The 18,003-nt window shown below is 56.6% G+C and carries 8 protein-coding genes; 6 read left to right on the top strand and 2 right to left on the bottom strand.

The window, feature by feature from the left end; translation table 11 throughout:
• Positions 1-281, top strand: a 281-nt coding sequence (locus PMI03_RS31875) for a hypothetical protein (protein ID WP_309574479.1), incomplete at its 5' end; no start/stop codon positions are given.
• Positions 282-1,035: 754 nt separating this feature from the next.
• Here the strand turns inward: PMI03_RS31875 and PMI03_RS23710 are convergent.
• Positions 1,036-1,656 (bottom strand): hypothetical protein, encoded by a 621-nt coding sequence (locus tag PMI03_RS23710; RefSeq protein ID WP_007699286.1) that lies wholly within the window; start codon positions 1,654-1,656, stop codon positions 1,036-1,038.
• Between the two features lie 244 nt (positions 1,657-1,900).
• On the opposite strand from PMI03_RS23710, the gene PMI03_RS23705 reads away from it, so the two are divergent.
• Both PMI03_RS23705 and PMI03_RS23700 read left to right on the top strand, forming a co-directional pair.
• On the top strand, positions 1,901-2,464 hold the full coding sequence (locus tag PMI03_RS23705; protein WP_309574478.1) for an oxidoreductase: 564 nt from the start codon (positions 1,901-1,903) through the stop codon (positions 2,462-2,464).
• A complete protein-coding gene (locus tag PMI03_RS23700; RefSeq protein WP_007699281.1) occupies positions 2,461-4,158 on the top strand; it encodes an ATP-binding protein in 1,698 nt (565 codons plus the stop codon). The genes PMI03_RS23705 and PMI03_RS23700 overlap by 4 nt, the downstream gene beginning before the upstream one ends.
• Here PMI03_RS23700 and PMI03_RS23695 read toward each other — a convergent pair.
• A complete protein-coding gene (locus PMI03_RS23695) occupies positions 4,145-5,011 on the bottom strand; it encodes a helix-turn-helix domain-containing protein (RefSeq protein WP_007699279.1) in 867 nt (288 codons plus the stop codon). The genes PMI03_RS23700 and PMI03_RS23695 overlap by 14 nt on opposite strands.
• 2,054 nt (positions 5,012-7,065) lie before the next feature.
• Here PMI03_RS23695 and PMI03_RS23680 point away from each other — a divergent pair.
• From PMI03_RS23680 to PMI03_RS23670, 3 genes are all read left to right on the top strand, one after another.
• Positions 7,066-14,139, top strand: a complete 7,074-nt coding sequence (locus PMI03_RS23680) for a DUF4214 domain-containing protein (RefSeq protein WP_007699271.1) — start codon at positions 7,066-7,068, stop codon at positions 14,137-14,139.
• A 92-nt stretch (positions 14,140-14,231) separates the two neighbouring features.
• The gene (locus PMI03_RS23675) at positions 14,232-16,418 is read left to right on the top strand and encodes a type I secretion system permease/ATPase (protein WP_039974586.1); all 2,187 of its coding nucleotides are present in this window, start codon (positions 14,232-14,234) and stop codon (positions 16,416-16,418) included.
• Positions 16,415-17,899, top strand: a complete 1,485-nt coding sequence (locus PMI03_RS23670; RefSeq protein ID WP_007699267.1) for an HlyD family type I secretion periplasmic adaptor subunit — start codon at positions 16,415-16,417, stop codon at positions 17,897-17,899. Before PMI03_RS23675 ends, PMI03_RS23670 begins: the two co-directional genes overlap by 4 nt.
• Positions 17,900-18,003 lie beyond the last annotated feature (104 nt).

Here is an 18,003-nt window from a genome sequence, read left to right as displayed (position 1 = left end):
CAAATCCTGCCCCCGCAACCAAATACGACAAAGCCCGCATCAAGCGGGCTTTGTCGTATTTGCTAACCGGTCGAGCGGACAAACCCTTCGGCTTTGCTCTCGGAGTTAACCCCTTCTCAGGGGCCCGCAAGGAGGCAAAGCCGACGCAGTCGGACAAAAAACCTCAAACCCTGACCCCAAACCAAAACTGCCCAAAGTGCCAGTATCCGAAAGCACGAAGCGCCGGATTTTTGCGTTTTAATTCCCAAGCACGGCGACTGACCCATGAATGCCGATCATGACCTCATGTCGATTTTCCCCCTTAGTCCGCAGGGCAGGTGCCTGCTATAGGATCAACATGGTCGATCGCAAGGTAAGCGGCTTCTTCTCGAGGAAACGGAATGTCTGGTGAAACTTTGGCGGGCGGCAGCGTCGATGTCGCCATTATCGGCGCGGGAGCTGCCGGCGTTGGCGCGGCGAATCGGGCCTCGACGCCAGTCGGCGAGAGCATGCCATAGAGAACAGGTTCATATATCGCCGCAAACGAAAGGAGAAACGACGGTGAATGTAAAATCTCGCCAGACACGACCGATTAAGAGGGCAGGAAAAAAGGGCGAACCTTGTGCTTCGGTCGGGCGGTTGTTTTTGCTGGGCGAATTAGTGCGTGGGGCAATTTTTAGGTGAGCGCTCTGTAAATGGGGCAGGGCGACGAATAGTAACTCGCAGCAAGCAGATGAAAAGGCACTCGTTTCCCCCTGTTCTCTGAGGCGACGATTACGCCGCCTACGATAGAGCACCTACCCAGCTTAAGTGGCATTGGCATCTCGGCGGACTACTGGCCGGAAACCATTCGGCGATCACTTCAGAACGAAAAGAATAGCCCCGGAATCCCTTTCTTCACGGCGCATGATAGAGCAGTTGGATTGTTCGAATGCGTGGCGAATTTCCCGTTGGTCGATCATGTGATGTCCACTCCTAAGCTGTCGAGTCGCCCCTTCGCTCATTCTACCTCAGGAGCGGCATTCCTTTTGGTTCGTCTTCTTGCGCGAATGACGACTACCACCCGATATCCCAAGGCCGCGGCTTGCCGTGAAAGATCACCACCCGGGCGTCTGCCGGGATCGAGCCGTTCCCGCTTTCATCATCATGGAGCGCCTGTCGCACATGCGATTTCCAGGAGATGATCTGGCCAGGCAATAGATCCTGCCAGCGGCCGGCGCGATCGAGCCAGAAGCGCTCCAGAAACGCCTGGTCGCCGCCTTTGTGATAGAGATCCATCCAATGCCGTGGTCGCTCGATCCATTCGGCCCAGATCCGCTCGCGAGCAGCTTCCGGCAGATACATGATCGATGACTGCAAGCCCTGCGGACGATAGATATCGCGCATCAGGGTGAGCTGGTTGACGGATGTGATATCGGCAAGGCTGCCAACGATTGAGGTGTCGAGGTCCATGAAGAGGATGTCCCCTGAGATCCCCGGCCGAAAAAGCTCCATCTTCGACCACCAGCCCGGCCAGTCGTACATCAGCGGCAGGGTCCGAACGTCCTCGATCTCAATATCGGAGAGGCACTGGAAAGCCGCATTGGGCAGATGATTCACCACTTGCGTGCGTAGGCGCAACACATGGTCGGCCTTGTATTCGCCACCGGATCGCAGCACACAAAAGACGGAAATCACGTTGCTCTGGCCTCACTCGATACATCTGCTTTGACTAACAAAAATCCGTCAGCCGGCAGAACATATGGACCATTGCCGAAAGTGTCATCGGGCGCATCGTAATTTTGGCGGTCTGTGGACGATAAGACGCAGCTGAAACGAACCTTGATAAAGAAGAGCGTTGCGTGGCCTACACAAACCATGTCGTCTGTCCAAACGATCCATCACAACGGGGACGTGATACCCTTCGAAAATGATCGGAACTATGCCAGACTACAAAATGGTTGCAGGATTGGTAGGCATGTCCAAAAAGTTAGTAATTACGCTCGGATCGTTGTTGGTTGGCATGTGGTTGAGCGCGGACATCGCGAACGCGGCGATACATATTCCGAAGGGATGCACGCCGGATGTCTTCCTGACGATATCAGGCAAAATTGGCAGAACAACGAACAGCGCCAACAATGTCTACGAGATGTCCGAACGCGAATTTCTCGCATTGCCGACATCGACGGTGGCGACATCGACGCCATGGACTCCCAAAAGCGACTTCACCGGACCTTTGCTGAGCAAGGTATTGAGCGAAGTCGGCGCGACGGGAAAGACACTGCGCCTTATTGCGCTCGATGATTTCAGCGTGGAGGTGGATGCCGACTATCTGGAGAAGTACGGCACGATCCTTGCGATCGGCAAGGATGGCATCCGCTTGACGGTCAGAGATTTCGGACCGGTCTTCGTCATGTATCCTCGCGACAGTTTCAGGGAGGAACTGGACACGCCAGCTGCGTCGTCATACCTGGTCTGGCAGCTATGCGGGATAGAAGTGGAATGAGATTATTCCATCTGGCGTGGTTCAGCATTCCCGCAGTAATTGCAACCATATGTATTGGCGTCGTGGCGTATAATTGGAGCGCCATAAAAGCAGAATACGTGCTTTGGGATTCCACCATCGCCAGGAACCCATTATATTTCTACAAGCCGACCGCGCAGGCCCTGAGGGAGCTTGAAACCGTCAGGCTGGATTTGAAGACGATTGCCGATGGATCTGCCGCTGAACCGGATGGGCTTTCATTTGACATCGATGTCCTTATATCCGGCATCGATATCATAGTGCGGCCTTCCGATCTGAACGACGGATATAGGAAGCTTCCCGGCTTTTCCGAGGATGGAGCCGCCCTGGCCGCATTCGCGGCAGACGTCCTGCCTGCGATTAAGCCCGGCCTATCATCGGCGGATGCTCAGGCGTTGCTGCCCAAATTGGAAGATATATCCGATGCCTTGAATAGAGTATCCAAAGCGGCCTGGGACCAGGATAGCGAACTGAAAGAAAGGTCTTACGAGACCATCCAGGCAGGGCACACAATCATTCTTGTGATTGCGGGATTGTTGGTTTGCGCAATTCTGTCCTTTGTTATCATTTCGATATTTTACTGGTGGGCGATCATGGCGAAGACGCGCGCCTTGGCGGCTGCGGAAGCGGCTGTCGCAGACAAGATCGATTTCCTCGCAATGGTCAGCCACGAACTCAGAACCCCGCTTCAGGTCATCGTCTCGGCATTGGATGTGCTGGAACGACCTCAAGATACGAAAACCCGAAGTGAGTTGACAGCGCGCATCCGCCGGGCGGCCAACAGTCTGGCCGTCCAGCTTCGCGACATGCTGACGCTGGCTCGTGCTCAAACCGGATATATCGAGCTGCAACCGGGCGTGTTCGAGGCGGGGGAACTCGTTCGGGAGGTGGTGGAAAATTATCAGGCCGCGGCGAAGGCCAAGCATCTGGAACTGCGGCAAACAGGCCCCGGTGAGGCCGTTTTTGTGGTCGCGGATAGCGAGCGCATTGCGCAACTGCTGCATAACCTCGTTTCAAATGCGGTCAAATATACGCCCATCGGCTATGTTCAGGTCGATCTCGCAGCATTCGATGAGGCCGCGGGCGAATTGGCGTTGCGCGTGACGGATACCGGGCCTGGATTGCCGCCACGGGTTATCGAGAACAGTCTCGCGAAGGGGCTGTTCAGTCTTGGCAGCGGGCGAGGCATTGGCTTGTCGGTTGTCCAGACTTTGTTGCGACAGCTTGGTGCGCGCATGGCAATCAGCAGCCCGTCAGAAGGCGGCAGCATATTCGAGCTTGCAATACCCGCAGTCCCGGCGGCGGAAAGTTCGTATGAGACGTCCGACGCTCAAAAGCGGGTACTCGTCGTCGACGATCATCCTGACCTTTTGAAAGGCCTTTCGAACGTGCTTGAGGAGCTTGGATTTGTGACCGACATGGCTCCTTCCGGCATGACGGCGCTGAATTTACTGGCCGCACACATCTATTCGGTCATCTTCATCGATCTCGACATGCCGATCATGACCGGATCGGCGCTGGCGGCGCAGATCCGCAAGACGGACTTGCGCCATAAGACCAAGCTTGTCGCGATGTCAGCCGCACATCATGGTTCGAAGCATGATCTGTCTCTCTTTGATGCGGTCTTGAACAAGCCGATACGCCGGCAGCAATTGCTGACGATCATGCAGTTTTGAAGCTCGAGTTCAAAGCGGCGAGGAGGATCGGCATGCTTGCCGGTTTGGTGAAGAATTTCAAATTGTGCCGGGCCAGAGCCGCGGCGATATTCTCTTCGTCGGCATTGCCCGTCCTGATCTGCCCCGTCAGGATAACGATCGGGCAAAGGGCATTGCGCGCGCGAATGTTCTCGACCAGCTCCAGCGCGGTCTGGCGGCGTGCGTCCCGTTCGATGATCCAGTCGAGCACATAGGCATCGAAATCGGCATGGTCCTGCAAGGCTTGCGGATCGTTAAAGGCGACCGCATCGAGGCCTGCCATTTCCATGTAATGCACGATGGTTTCCGCGGTGTCGGCGTGGTCGTCGAGAATGGCGACCCGACGGCGGGAGACAGTCGGTTCGATCAACAGACGGGTGACCGCGTGTGCCGGTATGATCGATCTGGCGTCAGTGGGCATCACGCGCCACGCACCATCGATCTCGGCGGCAACCAGGGTTCCCGGAGGCACCTGCCCAACGACATCTCCCAGCCGGATCCGGCAGGGCACGATGTGGTTGTCAATGACAATGGAAGCATCAAGCAGCGCATCCGCACTATTGAGTGTGATCAGCTCTTCCAGTGTTTCGTTGAAATGCTCAGCGACACGTTTCAATTCCTCCAGCGACCACGAGGCATTCGCCGTCAGACGGCGATTTGCGGAAGAATAGGAAAGCCCCAGGATTTCGGAAACGGTGACGGCAAAACGGTACTTTGGAATGCCGTGTCGGGTTAACAGGGCCGCGATACATTGCGCGGCAAGGCCGGCTTCGCCTTCGGGATGATCTGAGCGTATTTCGGATGCATTGCTGTTATTTTCGCTTAATTCGCTCAATTCTCTAAATTCCAATCTTGTCAATGTGTGAAATACGCGTATACGTAGAGTTGCAACGCGTATTTCGGTCGAATCTTAAGGCTTTGGCACCGCTTTGTTACGGTTCGTGGCGATTATATGTGGGAATTGCAAGATAACAAGAAAGCGGAACGGCACGCCAATGGCAGACTGCACGCTATATAGTGGCGAGGTCGTATCGAAGTAATTCTCCGTTGCGGGGCGGAGATTAGTATAAATTCCGCGCATTACTCGGATGCTCCGAAATGCAAAACGGGTGGGACATGATCAGTGAAAATGATAAAAAGAATAGCAAAAACATCGATTTAGGAGATGTCGGCTTCGCCGAAGAGAAAATATACGTTTCTTTTGTGGGCAAGGGGTTTGTTTTTTCTTTGGTTCTGTCATTTTTTTTATACATAGTAATTCTGAGAGAAATACCTGAGAATCATCTATTTTATCTAGAAAAATATTATATTTATTTTTGGCCTCCAAATCTTCGCATTCGAGAAAGTATTGATCTTGGTGATTTTAGTGAGCTCGAGAAAATTTCATTTATCCTCGCGGGCTCCGTTTTAAGTGCTGTCCTCATCTTGTGGACAATCATTGCATTATTGTGGAATTTAAATATTAGAAAAAATCTATACTATAGAAAAATATTGTTTGCTGCATTTTTTGTTTCCATCTCGACGGCGGTTGTATCCAGTTTTCAATTCTCCGCGTCCGAGAGTCTGTACAATCTCAGTTTCGCGCAGCCAATGTTTTTCAACATTATCAAGAACACAACGATGGTTGCTGGATTTTACCTGTCTGCACACCTCTTTCTGTATTCGTTGATATCGGCAGTCAAGCGTAGTCCAACTCAACTATAGGCAAGGTGAAATATGTCTTCAGGTAAGCAAAATGATGGGGTATTTGGACGATCGAGCAATTGGGTTGGCTACGGCACGGCTATGGCCGACTATGCAAACCGTCTGGCGACTTCGAAACTACTTGGTTGGGAAAAAGAAGCGGCTCGCGAATTTGCGGAAAAGATGACAGGGCGCATCGGCTTTGCTGCGAGCGTCGGATTTGGGTATGCAAATCAAGGTTTATATGGAGCTGCAAAAGGATACGCTAGTTTTCGTGCCGGTGCGGCAACTACCACGTACCTCATGGGCGTTCTTTCTCCGCTCGACGCAGCCGGGCCATTTGGAGTGGCTATCCAAGCGGGCATCGCCATCGCCGGTGGTCTTGCGGTAGGGGCCGGAGTAGACAAAGCAACAGAACTTTTTGATCCATATGAGAAAGAGATCGAGGGACTCGTAGCTACAACAGAAAAGGTAATCACGAGCCAGCAGTTTTTTGATTTTTTGGCAAACAAGAATGTCGATGCGAAAAGCTTCAACCGTGTCGAAGGAGCAATGCTGGTAACTACTTACGCCCTTGGTTATCTCAAGGCGGAGCAAGACCTGAATGAAGATATCTTGAAAGCAATATTCGGATCTCAAGTTCAGGATCTAGGGGGTGCGGCGCCCACTTCTTTGGCACCGGCAATCGTTCAGCCAAACGATGCTCCGATACTGCCACCTAGCATTCCTGACGCACTTAACACAATGCTTGGGAATATCAGTTACACCCCACCAACCACTAGTCCGCAAAGCTTTACATCGCCCCCAGCTATTACCCCCACCCCCACCACACCAGAGCTGCAACCGTTTACGGTCGGACCGTGGGGCTCGTATAATTCGCAATCCTCCGGAGGCAACGGCGCAGGTTACGGAAATGGAGGCGGGGGAGGCGGAATACATCCTAGTTCTATGGATGATGAAGATACACAAGGCACTGATGCAGGTAGCGGCATTGGCGGTAGCGGACCAGGGCGCAGTCCAAGTGGGCCGGCAGGCTCACCAACTGGTGGGTTGGGCAACGGTTCTAGCTCTTCCAAATATGATGGCTGGAGTAATCCGAATGAAGGTGCGAGGGGGGAGCCTGGGGGATACGGCGGGCGTCCCTATGGTGGCCACGGCCCTGGACGCAGTCCGACCGGGCCCCTTGGCGACATACATCCCAGTTCTATGGATGATGAGGATACGCAGGGCTCTGATCCAGGCGCAGGAGCGAAAAGCTATGGGGGTATTGGCGCCGGCAGTCCTGTTCTCCTCGACCTCTCAGGCAATGGCCTGAACGTCAACGCGCTTTCCAGCTCGTCTCAGTTCGTGAACATCGATGGCGACGGTTACCAGCACCGCATGGCTTGGGCCGGCAACGGCAACGGCGTCCTGGTATTCGACGCCGACGGCGATGGCAAGATCAGTAATTCGAAGGAATATGAGTTCACGCAATGGGACCCGACGGCGACGGGCGATCTCGAGGCGATCAAGGATGTTTTCGATACCAATGGCAACGGCCAGCTCGATGCCGGTGATGCGCAGTGGTCGAACTTCAAGGTCAGTGTCAACGGCCAGCTCGTGTCGCTGGCCTCGCTCGGCATCACGTCGATCGACCTGACGCCGAAGGGCAGTGGCCAGACGTTCAGCGACGGTTCGGCAATCACCGGGACCACGACCTATACCAAGTCTGATGGCACCACCGGAGCGGTGGGCGATGCGGTTCTCGCCAGTGATTCCAACGGCTATATTGTCAAGTCGACGGTCGTCACCAATGCCGATCAATCGAAGACGAACACCATCCAGGCCTATAATGCCGATGGCAGCCTGGCTTTCCAGGATCTGGTGACCACCAGCGCCGACGGCAACAGCGTCACGACAAAGTTCGACGATGATGGCAACGGTACCTACGACCGGTCGCAGACCGATGTCACCACTGTGGATTCGACCGGAATTCGCACGCGCGTAGTGACGGATTTCAACGCGGATGGTTCTGTCGTTGACAGCACGACGACGGTGACGAGCACTGATGATCTGATGATAACGACGACCGTTGACCAGGACGGCGACGGCAAGGCGGACCAGAGCCAGAGTTTCGCGACGAATGCCGACGGTTCGACCGCCACGACGACGAAGACACTGAGCGCGTCCGGCGCTGTGTTGAGCCAGGAGTTGGTGCAGTCGAGCGCCGACGGTTTGACGAAGACGACCAGCACCGATGTCAATGGCGACGGCACCTATGATGATATCGTTTCCGACGTCACCGTTGTTGCCAGCGATGGTTCGCGTACGAGGACGGTGAAGGACAGCAGCGCCAACGGCACGCTTCTGTCGAGCATTGCGACCGCCACCAGTGCCGACCGCCACACCAGGACCGTCACCAGCGATCTCGATGGCAACGGCACGGTGGATAGACGCGACCAGACACTCACCACGATTGCTACCAACGGCGATGTGACCACCGTGGTCACGACGACCAACGGCGACAACTCGGCGCGCGGAATGGTCACGACGGTCGCCGCGGCGAGCGGCTTGTCGACCACGGTATCGACGGATCTGACAGGAGACGGCGTCACCGATCGCGTTCAATCTGATGTGACGACGGTTGCTTCCGACGCCTCGCGCACCGAAACGGTGCAGCAGACGAGTGCCAGCGGCGTGCTGCTGTCGAAGAGCGTCACGACGACCAGCGCCGATGGCAAGACGAAGAACATCTCGGTCGATGCCAATGGCGATGGCGCGGCGGATACGCTGACGACCATTGCGGTGGCGGCCGACGGGACGATCACCGAGATCGACAGCACTCTCAATCCCAACGGAACGCTGATCGGAAAGGTGTTGACGACGACGGGCGCGGATGGTCTGTCGAAGACGGTGAGCAAGGATGTCAATGGAGACGGCACCTACGATACCGTGACGACCGACGCTATCGTTGCCGCCACGGGCGGCGGCAGAACCGAAACCGTCACGACCAAGAGCTCAAGCGGTGCAGTCATCAGTAAGACGGTGACGACGACATCGGTCGACAGCCTGACACAGACCGTGCAGACGGATGCGAATGCCGACGGCACGTTCGATCAGACTGTTTCCGACGTCATTGTGCTGGACGCCACGGGTACGCGTCAGGAAACCGTTGCGACGAAGAGCAGCAACGGCACGCTGGAAAGCCAGACCGTTACACTCGTCAGCGCCGATCGCAAGACCACGACAGTCACCACCGACAGCAATGGTGATGGGCATACCGATAGCACAAGCGTACAGGTCGTTGACGCCAGCGGCAGCCAGACGACCACGACGACCGCAACAAGCGCCGATGGCGTCCTGCATGCGAAAACGGTTGCCACCATCAGCGCCGACGGCCTGACGACGACCACGGCCAGCGATCTCAATGGCGATGGCACGACCGATCTGACGACGGTGGACCAGACAGTCATCAATGCCGATGGCAGCCGCACCGAGACGGTGACCGACAAGAGCAATACCGGTGTCCTGCTCGATAAGGTGACGACGCTCACCTCCGGCAATGGTCTGTCGACGACGGTCCAGAAGGATGTCAACGGCGACGGCGTCTTCGATACCAAGACGACGAAGGTAACGACGCTCAACAGCGACGGCTCGACCTTGGTCACCACGACCGATTACGCGGGGACAACCGCGATCGATCAGACCAAGGTCACAACGGTTGCCACCGGTCTCGTTACCAAGACGGAATATAACTACGACGGCAACACCACACGCGACCGGGTTGCGACATCGACCAAGACGCTCAATGCTGATGGTTCGACCTCCGAAGTCGACACGGTGACCACCAGCGCCGGTGCATTGCTGTCGAAGACAACGAATACCGCGACGGCCGATGGCAAGACCGTTACCAGCCAGGTTGATATCGATGGTGATGGTATACTCGATATCAAGGCCACGTCGGCCATCGATGCGACAGGCCAGACAACAAAGACGGTCGAAACCTACAAGGCTGGCACCACGACACTGAACAGCCGCGCTGTGACGGTGGCATCGGCCAACGGCCTGTCGACGAAGACGAGCTCCGATCTCAATGGCGACGGAGTTTATGAGCAGGTCGTTTCGGATGTCACGACGCTCTTGGCCAATGGTGACCGCAAGGAGGCTATTGCCCGATCGAGCAACACCGCACCAATCGAACAGATAAGCGTCACGACATCCGCTAATGGACTGGCGAAGACCACGGTCGTTTCCAACGACTTGGTCGGGGCGACGACACGCAACGAGATCTACCGCCTCTATCGTGCGATTCTGGGCCGTGACCCCGACGCCACCGGATTTGCCACGTTTACGACGCAATTCAAATCCGGAACGACGGCAGTTCAGATTGCTACCTCTCTGCTTGGGTCGCCCGAGTTCGCACAGAAATACGGTACGCTCACTGATCTCCAGTTTGCCAAGCTGATGTACCAGAATGCGCTTGGACGAGCACCGGAAGCGGGCGCCGCCGAGGGCTGGGTAAGCGCGATAGCCGCGGGGACCACCCGCGCCTCCTTGGCTCAGCAGGCCGCTGATTCCACAGAAGGGCTGGCACATACAGCAAGCGGTGCTCAGACCTGGGCACTTAACAATCCAGACGTCGTTCTCTCCGAGGTCAGGAGGACAAGGGACGTCATGACGCTTAATGCGGATGGTTCGACGACCGAGACTGTAATCAATACAGGGCTCGTTGCGAACACGACGACGACAACATTGAGCGCAGACAAAAAGACGACCACGGTAACCTTCGACATCGACGGCAACGGCGTGGTGGACCAGAAGTCGGTGACGACCCGCAGCGACGATGGTGGCGTGCGGCTGGCCTTGTCCGATCTCACGAGTACGGGTGCGATCTCTCACACAAAAACGATCATCACCAGTGCCGATGGCCTTAGCCAGACCACCAACTACGACACCGATGGGAATGGTGTCACCAACAAGAGCTTTATGGACACTACGGTCATCAACGCGGATGTCAGCAAGACCGTCGTAGAGCGTATCGACGTTGCCGATAGCAATGGCAATTTGGTCCGTAAGGCGACGACCGAGACGGATACCTCCGCCGACGGACTGTCCGTTGTCACAAAGTGGGATCAGACCGGCTCCGGTACTTTCACCAAGAGCCGGACAGATGTCACAGTGCTCAATACCGATGGATCTAAGACGGAGACTGTCAGCTATCTTACGGGGACGATGCTTACCAGCCGATACCTGACCAAGACCAGCGCCAATGGTCTATCGATCACGACACAGTCGGATCTGACAGGTTCAGGCACCTACGGTGAGACCTCGACCGACGTGACCGTGATCAATGCCGATGGCACCAAGACACGCACCATGTCCGCCACCAAGGCGGACGGCACGGCGATCTCCACCTTCGTCACGACGACCAACGCCGATGGTGAGATTGTCTCGACCAGCGAGCAACGCACGGGGCTTGCGACACAGACCGTCAGCGACACGATCGAGAGCCTTGCCGACGGAGCGAAGCGTGAGACTGTCGCCACGATGGACGCTTCCGGCAAGCTGCTCGACAAGACGATCACGCTCACCAGCGCTGACAAGCAGACGGTGACGATCGACCGCGACGCCAATGGCGATGGCGTTGTCGACCAGCACCAGCAGTCGGTGACCGCGGATTCCGGCGTCGTGACACTGACTGTCATTGATTACAAGGCCGCCGGGGTAAAGGCGGACAGCTCGACCACCACGACGACTGCCAATGGCCTGCAGACCACGACGGACTGGGATCTTGACGGCAATGGAACGCTTGATCGCCACCGCGTCGAGGTCGATACCAAAAATGCCGACGGCAGCCGGACGAGCGTCATCTCCGACACTGATCTGACCACCAACAAGCTGGCGACGAAGACCACGATCCAGCAATCGTCTGATGGTATGGTGCGTACGACCTCGAAGGATGTCGACGGCGACGGCACGGTCGACCAGGTGGAAACGCTGACGGCGGATACGACCGGCGCAACGGTGTCGATCGTGACGAACAACGCCACGGCACAGAAGGCGACCTATCTGCTCGCCGGCAAGGTCTATTGGAAGCAGGCGATCGCCGCCAAGGTCGAGACCGGTAGTTCCGCTGACGGTCATACCAAGACGGTCAAATACGACTATGATGGTAACGGAACGTTTGAAGTGGTCATGCAGTCGCAGCTTCAGGTCGATGGCTCGACTGCGACGACTGTCACGGAAACCAACGCCAGCGGTGCGGTCATCGCCAAAGGTACGATCACCACCAGCACGGATGGCCTGATCACGGTGCTGAGCAAAGACTCGAACAATGATGGTGTCATCGATCACACGGAGACCTCCGTCACGCATGCGGACGGCTCAGTCACGCTGACGAAGGTTGACCTCAACGCCAGCAGCGCTGTCACGAAGACCGTTATCGATACGGTTTCGGCCATGGGTAGCCTGACGTTGCGGGTCACCAGCGACGGGCAGGGACGAAAGACGTCGCAGATCGCGATCGCCAGCGACGGGACCTCGGTCACTACGACCTATGACGCGGCGAGCGGCAAGACGCTCAGCGTCGCCAACGCCAACAAGGCGGGCATCCCCACTTCCGCCATTCTCTATGATCCGCTCAACGCCAATACCTGGACACGGGTCGAGCAATCCTATGACGCGACCGGCAAGAAGACGCTTGAGAAGCAATTCAATGACGATGGCACGCGAGTAGAAATCACCTTCTACACGCCGACCGGTGCCCAGCAGCATATCGACTACTTTAATAGCGCGGGACAGAAGTCCAATGCTGTCGACTATGACGTGACCAATTCAAACGACTGGACGCGTGTGGAATACAGTTACGATGTGAGCGGGACTGGGAAAATGACCCAGGAGATCATCTACCACGATGATCAATCAAGGAACGTCTACAGCTATGATGTGGCGAATACCCAAGGCTGGTCGACCTACGTCCAGGTTTATAATACCACTGGCCAGCTTTATCATGTCGAGCAAGACAATGATGATGGCACCAAGTCGGCCATATTGTATTATACCCCGACGGGCGCCCAGCAGCATATCGACTATTACAATGCGGCTGGACAACGAACGGGTGCAATCGACTTCGATGTGACCAACGCGCAGTCCTGGAGTCGAGTTGACAACAATTTCGATGCAGCAAGCGGTCAAACCGTATCTCAGACGGTCTACTACGACGATGGTACCCGCGGCGTGAACTATTGGGATCCGGCCAATGCACAGTCGTGGTCGACGATCAATGAGACGTATAACACCGCCGGGCAGATGACCAACCGCAATGTCAACTACGATGACGGCAGCAAGGTACTTTATGCCTATGACGTCAATAATTCGCAGAGTTGGTCTTATCTTGCCAATGTCTATACGACGAGTGGTCAGCTAATCACGGAGAATGTTTACAGCGATACATCAGGCACCTATACGGCGACCTCCCATGATGTGAACAATAACCAACCCTGGACGCGGTTGGTCCAGAACTTCGTCAACAACATCATTCACACAGCAACTTCCTACAATGACGATGGTGGCTATACGAACTATCAATACGACAGTTCGGGTAAGAACACGGCTTGGCAGCGTTATATCTACCAAGGCGGAGGATCTCAAAACAACCTTGTGATGGCGGATCAGTGGCCGACGCCGCGTACCAGTCATAACCCGGTGTTGCTCGATCTGAACGGCGATGGCCACATCGATCTGCGGCCACTCGATCTTACAGCTCTGGCGACCGGTTCGTCGACGACCTTCGACTGGAACGGTGATGGTGCGCGGGACGGAACAGCCTGGGTCGGCCCGCAGGACGGCTTCCTGGCCATTGATCTCGGTGAGAATGGGCAGGCCGGACCGGATGGCGTGATTGATCAATCGAAGGAACTGGCCTTCTCCGAATGGGCAACACCGGATCAAGTGGCGGCCAATGGCGGTTCGATCTCCGACCTCGATGGCCTGCGGCTGGTGTTCGACACCAACCAGGATAATGTCCTTGATGCCAACGACGCACGCTGGAGCGAGTTCCGTGTCTGGCGCGACGCCAACCAGAACGGTGTTACCGATGCCGGTGAACTCGAGACCATGTCGGAAGCCGGCATCAAGCTCATAAACCTGTTGCCTTCGACCGATGGCGCTCAATCCTTCTCCGATGGGTCGTCGATCACCGGAACGAGCTCGTACCAGACCACCGACGGCACCACCAAATATCTTGCCGCGGACGCCACGCTCGTCTCGCAGCCGGCAATCCCGATATCCAATGCTGCATAACGGATCATCGTCATGTCAGGAGCGCCGGAGAGTTTTGGCGCTCCTGCTCAGGAACAAGCGTCGTGTCTCACCCGTGTTGACGATTGCGCCCGATGGATAGTGTTCTTGTCGCCGAGGGTGGCGAGCCATCAGACGCAATAGCCGAGGAGGTGTTGGGTCCGGATTCCGGACTTGCGGCATTGGTTGCCATCGCCGGCTATTTTCGCATTGGCTCCAAGCCGGAGACACTGTCGAGAGAGCTTGCTCTCAAACAGCATGCCGAGCCGGACGATATCCTGCGCGCCGCCAAGAGCATCGGCCTCAAGGCTCGTGTCGTAAGCGTCGCCGGCGAAGCGCGCCTTGTCACGCTTCCCGCTCCGGCGGTGGCTATTCTTTCAGACGGAACCTTTGCGGTCTTTGGCGGCGCCAATCCCGACGGAACCTACCGGCTGATCAATGCCGTCGACTTTTCCGCCCGCTCTCTGTCGGCGCGCGAAGTCCTGGATGCAACGAACGGATCCTTCATCCTCGTTCAACGCCGGTTTGCCGGTCCGGGTGCCTCGCGGCAGAATTTCGGGTTTCAATGGTTCCTGCCGTCAATCTGGCGCTATCGTCGTGCTCTGGGCCATGTGCTGCTGGCGTCTCTGTTCGTCCAGTTGTTTGCTCTGGTGACACCGCTGTTCTTTCAGGTGGTCGTCGACAAGGTGCTGGCACATAGAAGCTATTCGACGCTGATCGTGCTCGTTATCGGTCTGGCCGCCGTTGGCCTGTTCGACGTCATCCTGCAGTATCTGCGGACCTATGCCCTTTCGCACACCACCAACCGCATCGATGTCGAACTCGGCCGCCGGCTCTTCCGCCACCTGCTGAACCTGCCGCTGAGTTATTTCGAGACCCGCGCGACAGGTCAGACGATCGCCAGGGTCAGGGAGCTGGAAACGATCCGCAATTTCCTGACCGGCCAGGGACTGTTCTCGGGTCTGGACCTGATCTTCACGATCGTCTTCATTTTCGTGCTGTTTTCCTATTCAGCCAAACTCGCCTGGATCGTTGTTGCCTCCATCCCGTTCTATCTGGCGATCGGCTTCCTGATCCGCCCATTGCTCAAGGTCCAGATTGACGAAAAATTCGAGCGTGGCGCCTATAGCCAGCAATTGCTGGTCGAAACGGTGGTGGGCGTGCAGACGCTGAAAGCAGCTGCGGTCGAGCCGGTCGTGGCGTCGCAATGGGAAGAGCGCCTGGCCGCCTATGTCGGCTCGTCGTTCACGACCACAATGCTGGCCGCCAAGGGCCAGAACGCGATCCAATACGTCAACAAGATCGTCTCGGCCGCCTTGCTTCTGTTTGGTGCCCAGGCGGTCATCAATGGCGAGCTGAGCGTCGGGGCGCTTGTGGCCTTCAACATGATTGCCGGCCAGGTATCGCAGCCGATCCTTCGGCTGTCGCAGCTTTGGCAGGATTTTCAGCAGGTACAGGTCTCTGTAGCCCGTCTTGCCGACATCCTGAATGCGCCACCGGAGCCGCGCCCGGCGGTCGCCGTCAGTCTGCCGACGCCCAAGGGCGCCATCACCTTTAAATCCGTGAACTTCCGGTATTCACAGGACGGTCAGGATGTCTTGAAGGACATCTCCCTGTCGGTGCGACCGGGGGAAGTGATTGGGATCGTCGGCCCCTCCGGTTCCGGTAAGTCAACACTTACTAAACTCGTCCAGCGTTTTTACATTCCGAATAGCGGTCAGGTCTTCGTTGACGGCCAGGATATCGCCCAGGTCGATCCCGCCTGGCTGCGATCGAACATCGGCGTCGTCCTGCAAGAGAACATGCTCTTCAACCGGTCGATCCATGAAAACATCTGCCTTGTGAATCCCTCGATGTCGCGCGCCGCCGCCATGCAGATGGCGCGATTGTCCGGAGCGGATGAGTTTATTTCCAAGCTGCCGCGTGGCTACGATACGCTGATTGAGGAGCGTGGCGCCAACCTTTCCGGCGGGCAGCGTCAGCGCCTCGCCATTGCGCGTGCCTTGGCGACCAATCCGCCCATCCTGATCCTGGACGAGGCCACCAGCGCGCTCGACTACGAAAGCGAGCGGATCATCCTCAACAATATGCGTGAGATCGTCCGGGGCAGGACGGTGCTGGTCATCGCTCATCGCCTGGCGACCGTGCGGCATTGCAACCGCATCATCGGCATGAAGGACGGCCGGATTGTCGAGGAGGGGACGCATGAGACATTGCTCGCTCGTCCCAATGGTCTCTATGCCCACCTATGGCAGTTGCAGAACGGTCTCAATCAGCCATGAACCAGATCGTTCGCCGTCAAAACCTGCCGCGCAAACCGTCGCCGCCGAAGCGTCAGCGCATCGATAACGAGTTTCTGCCGGCGGCACTCGAGATTCTCGAAACACCTGCATCGCCGATCCGTACGGCCTTCATCTGGTTCATTTGCGCATTGGCGTTCGGAACGCTTCTGTGGAGCTATCTCGGCACGTTCGACATCGTGTCAGCTGCCCAGGGCAAGATCCAGCCGGCCGGCCGCGTCAAGGTCGTGCAATCCCTCGAGGTTGGCAAAACCAAAGCCGTACCGGTCGTCAACGGCTCGCGGGTCAAGGCTGACGAAGTCCTGGTCGAACTGGATGACACAGAGCTTAAGGCCGACGAGGATGGTCTGGCCATCAATCTGCAGGCCTTCCGAGGCGAGATTGTTCGACGAGAGGCAGTATTGGCGACGGTGGCCGAATGGAAGAAGCAAGGAATATGGGGCAGTTTGCGTCAGATCCCCGATGCTTTGCTGACTTTCGCTGAGGGAACGCCTGCTAGCGTTCGCAAAAGAGAGCAATCGATCTACACCGCCGATCTTTCTCAACTCAGCGCCAATCTCAACAATCTTGCTGCCCAACGAGCTCAGCAGCAGGCGACCATCGACAGGCTTGGTGCGACGATAACGGCACAGCGGATACTGGTCGCAACGCTGAAGGAGAGAGTGACGATGCGCTCGTCACTTGTTGATGAGGATGCCGGTTCCCGATCCGGCGTTATCGATGCCCTCGAAACGAGTGAGAAAGAGGAAGCAACCCTTGCGGAGGATATAGGCCAGCTTGCCGAAGCCCAGGCGTCCTATGCCGTTGCGACCAGCGATGGCGAAAAGACTGCCGAGGCGTTTGTAGCGGATAATGTCGAGAAAGCGGGAGATGCCTCGCGGCAGGCCGACGGGCTGGAACAGCAGCTTCTGAAAGCCCGTAAGAGGCGGGAATCGATGATTATCGCCAGTCCGATCGACGGCACCGTTCAGGCCTCGGCCATCAGCACCGTCGGACAGGTCGTGAACGAAGGCGCGGAACTCATGCGCGTCGTTCCGGATAATTCGTCGCTGGAGATCGAGGCGTATCTTCCAAACAGCGATATCGGCTTCGTCTCTGTCGGCCAGCCGGCCGTGATCAAGATGGAGGCATTTCCGTTCACGCGTTACGGCGTGATCAACGGGCATGTGATGGAGGTTGCGACCGATGCGATCCCCGAGCCTGATGCAAGCCAGTTGGAATCCGATCCCGCCAAAGAACTGCAAGGCATCATTCCGACGACAAATGCGCAGCGCATCCAGAACCTGGTTTTCCCGGTGACCATCAAGCTCGATAGCGGCACCATAAATGTCGATGGCAAGGATGTTCCACTTTCCCCCGGCATGGCGGCGACTGTCGAGATCAGGACGGGCAAGAGACGGATATTGGAATATCTCTTCTCTCCGCTGGCGGAGGTGACCTCTCAGGCTATGCACGAGCGATAAAGCTGAGGGATTGTTTGGAAAATGCAGCGAGATCAGATGCGTATGATACGCATCGCAGTAAATCAAAAATGTTGCGTTTATGGAAAATGTTCCAATGAGGGGAC

The sequence above is a fragment of the Rhizobium sp. AP16 genome, from assembly GCF_000281735.1.
GTDB classification, from domain to species: Bacteria; Pseudomonadota; Alphaproteobacteria; order Rhizobiales; family Rhizobiaceae; genus Rhizobium; species Rhizobium rhizogenes.
Note: the sequence above shows the minus strand (reverse complement) of the source record. Positions and strands in the feature narration are given on the sequence as shown.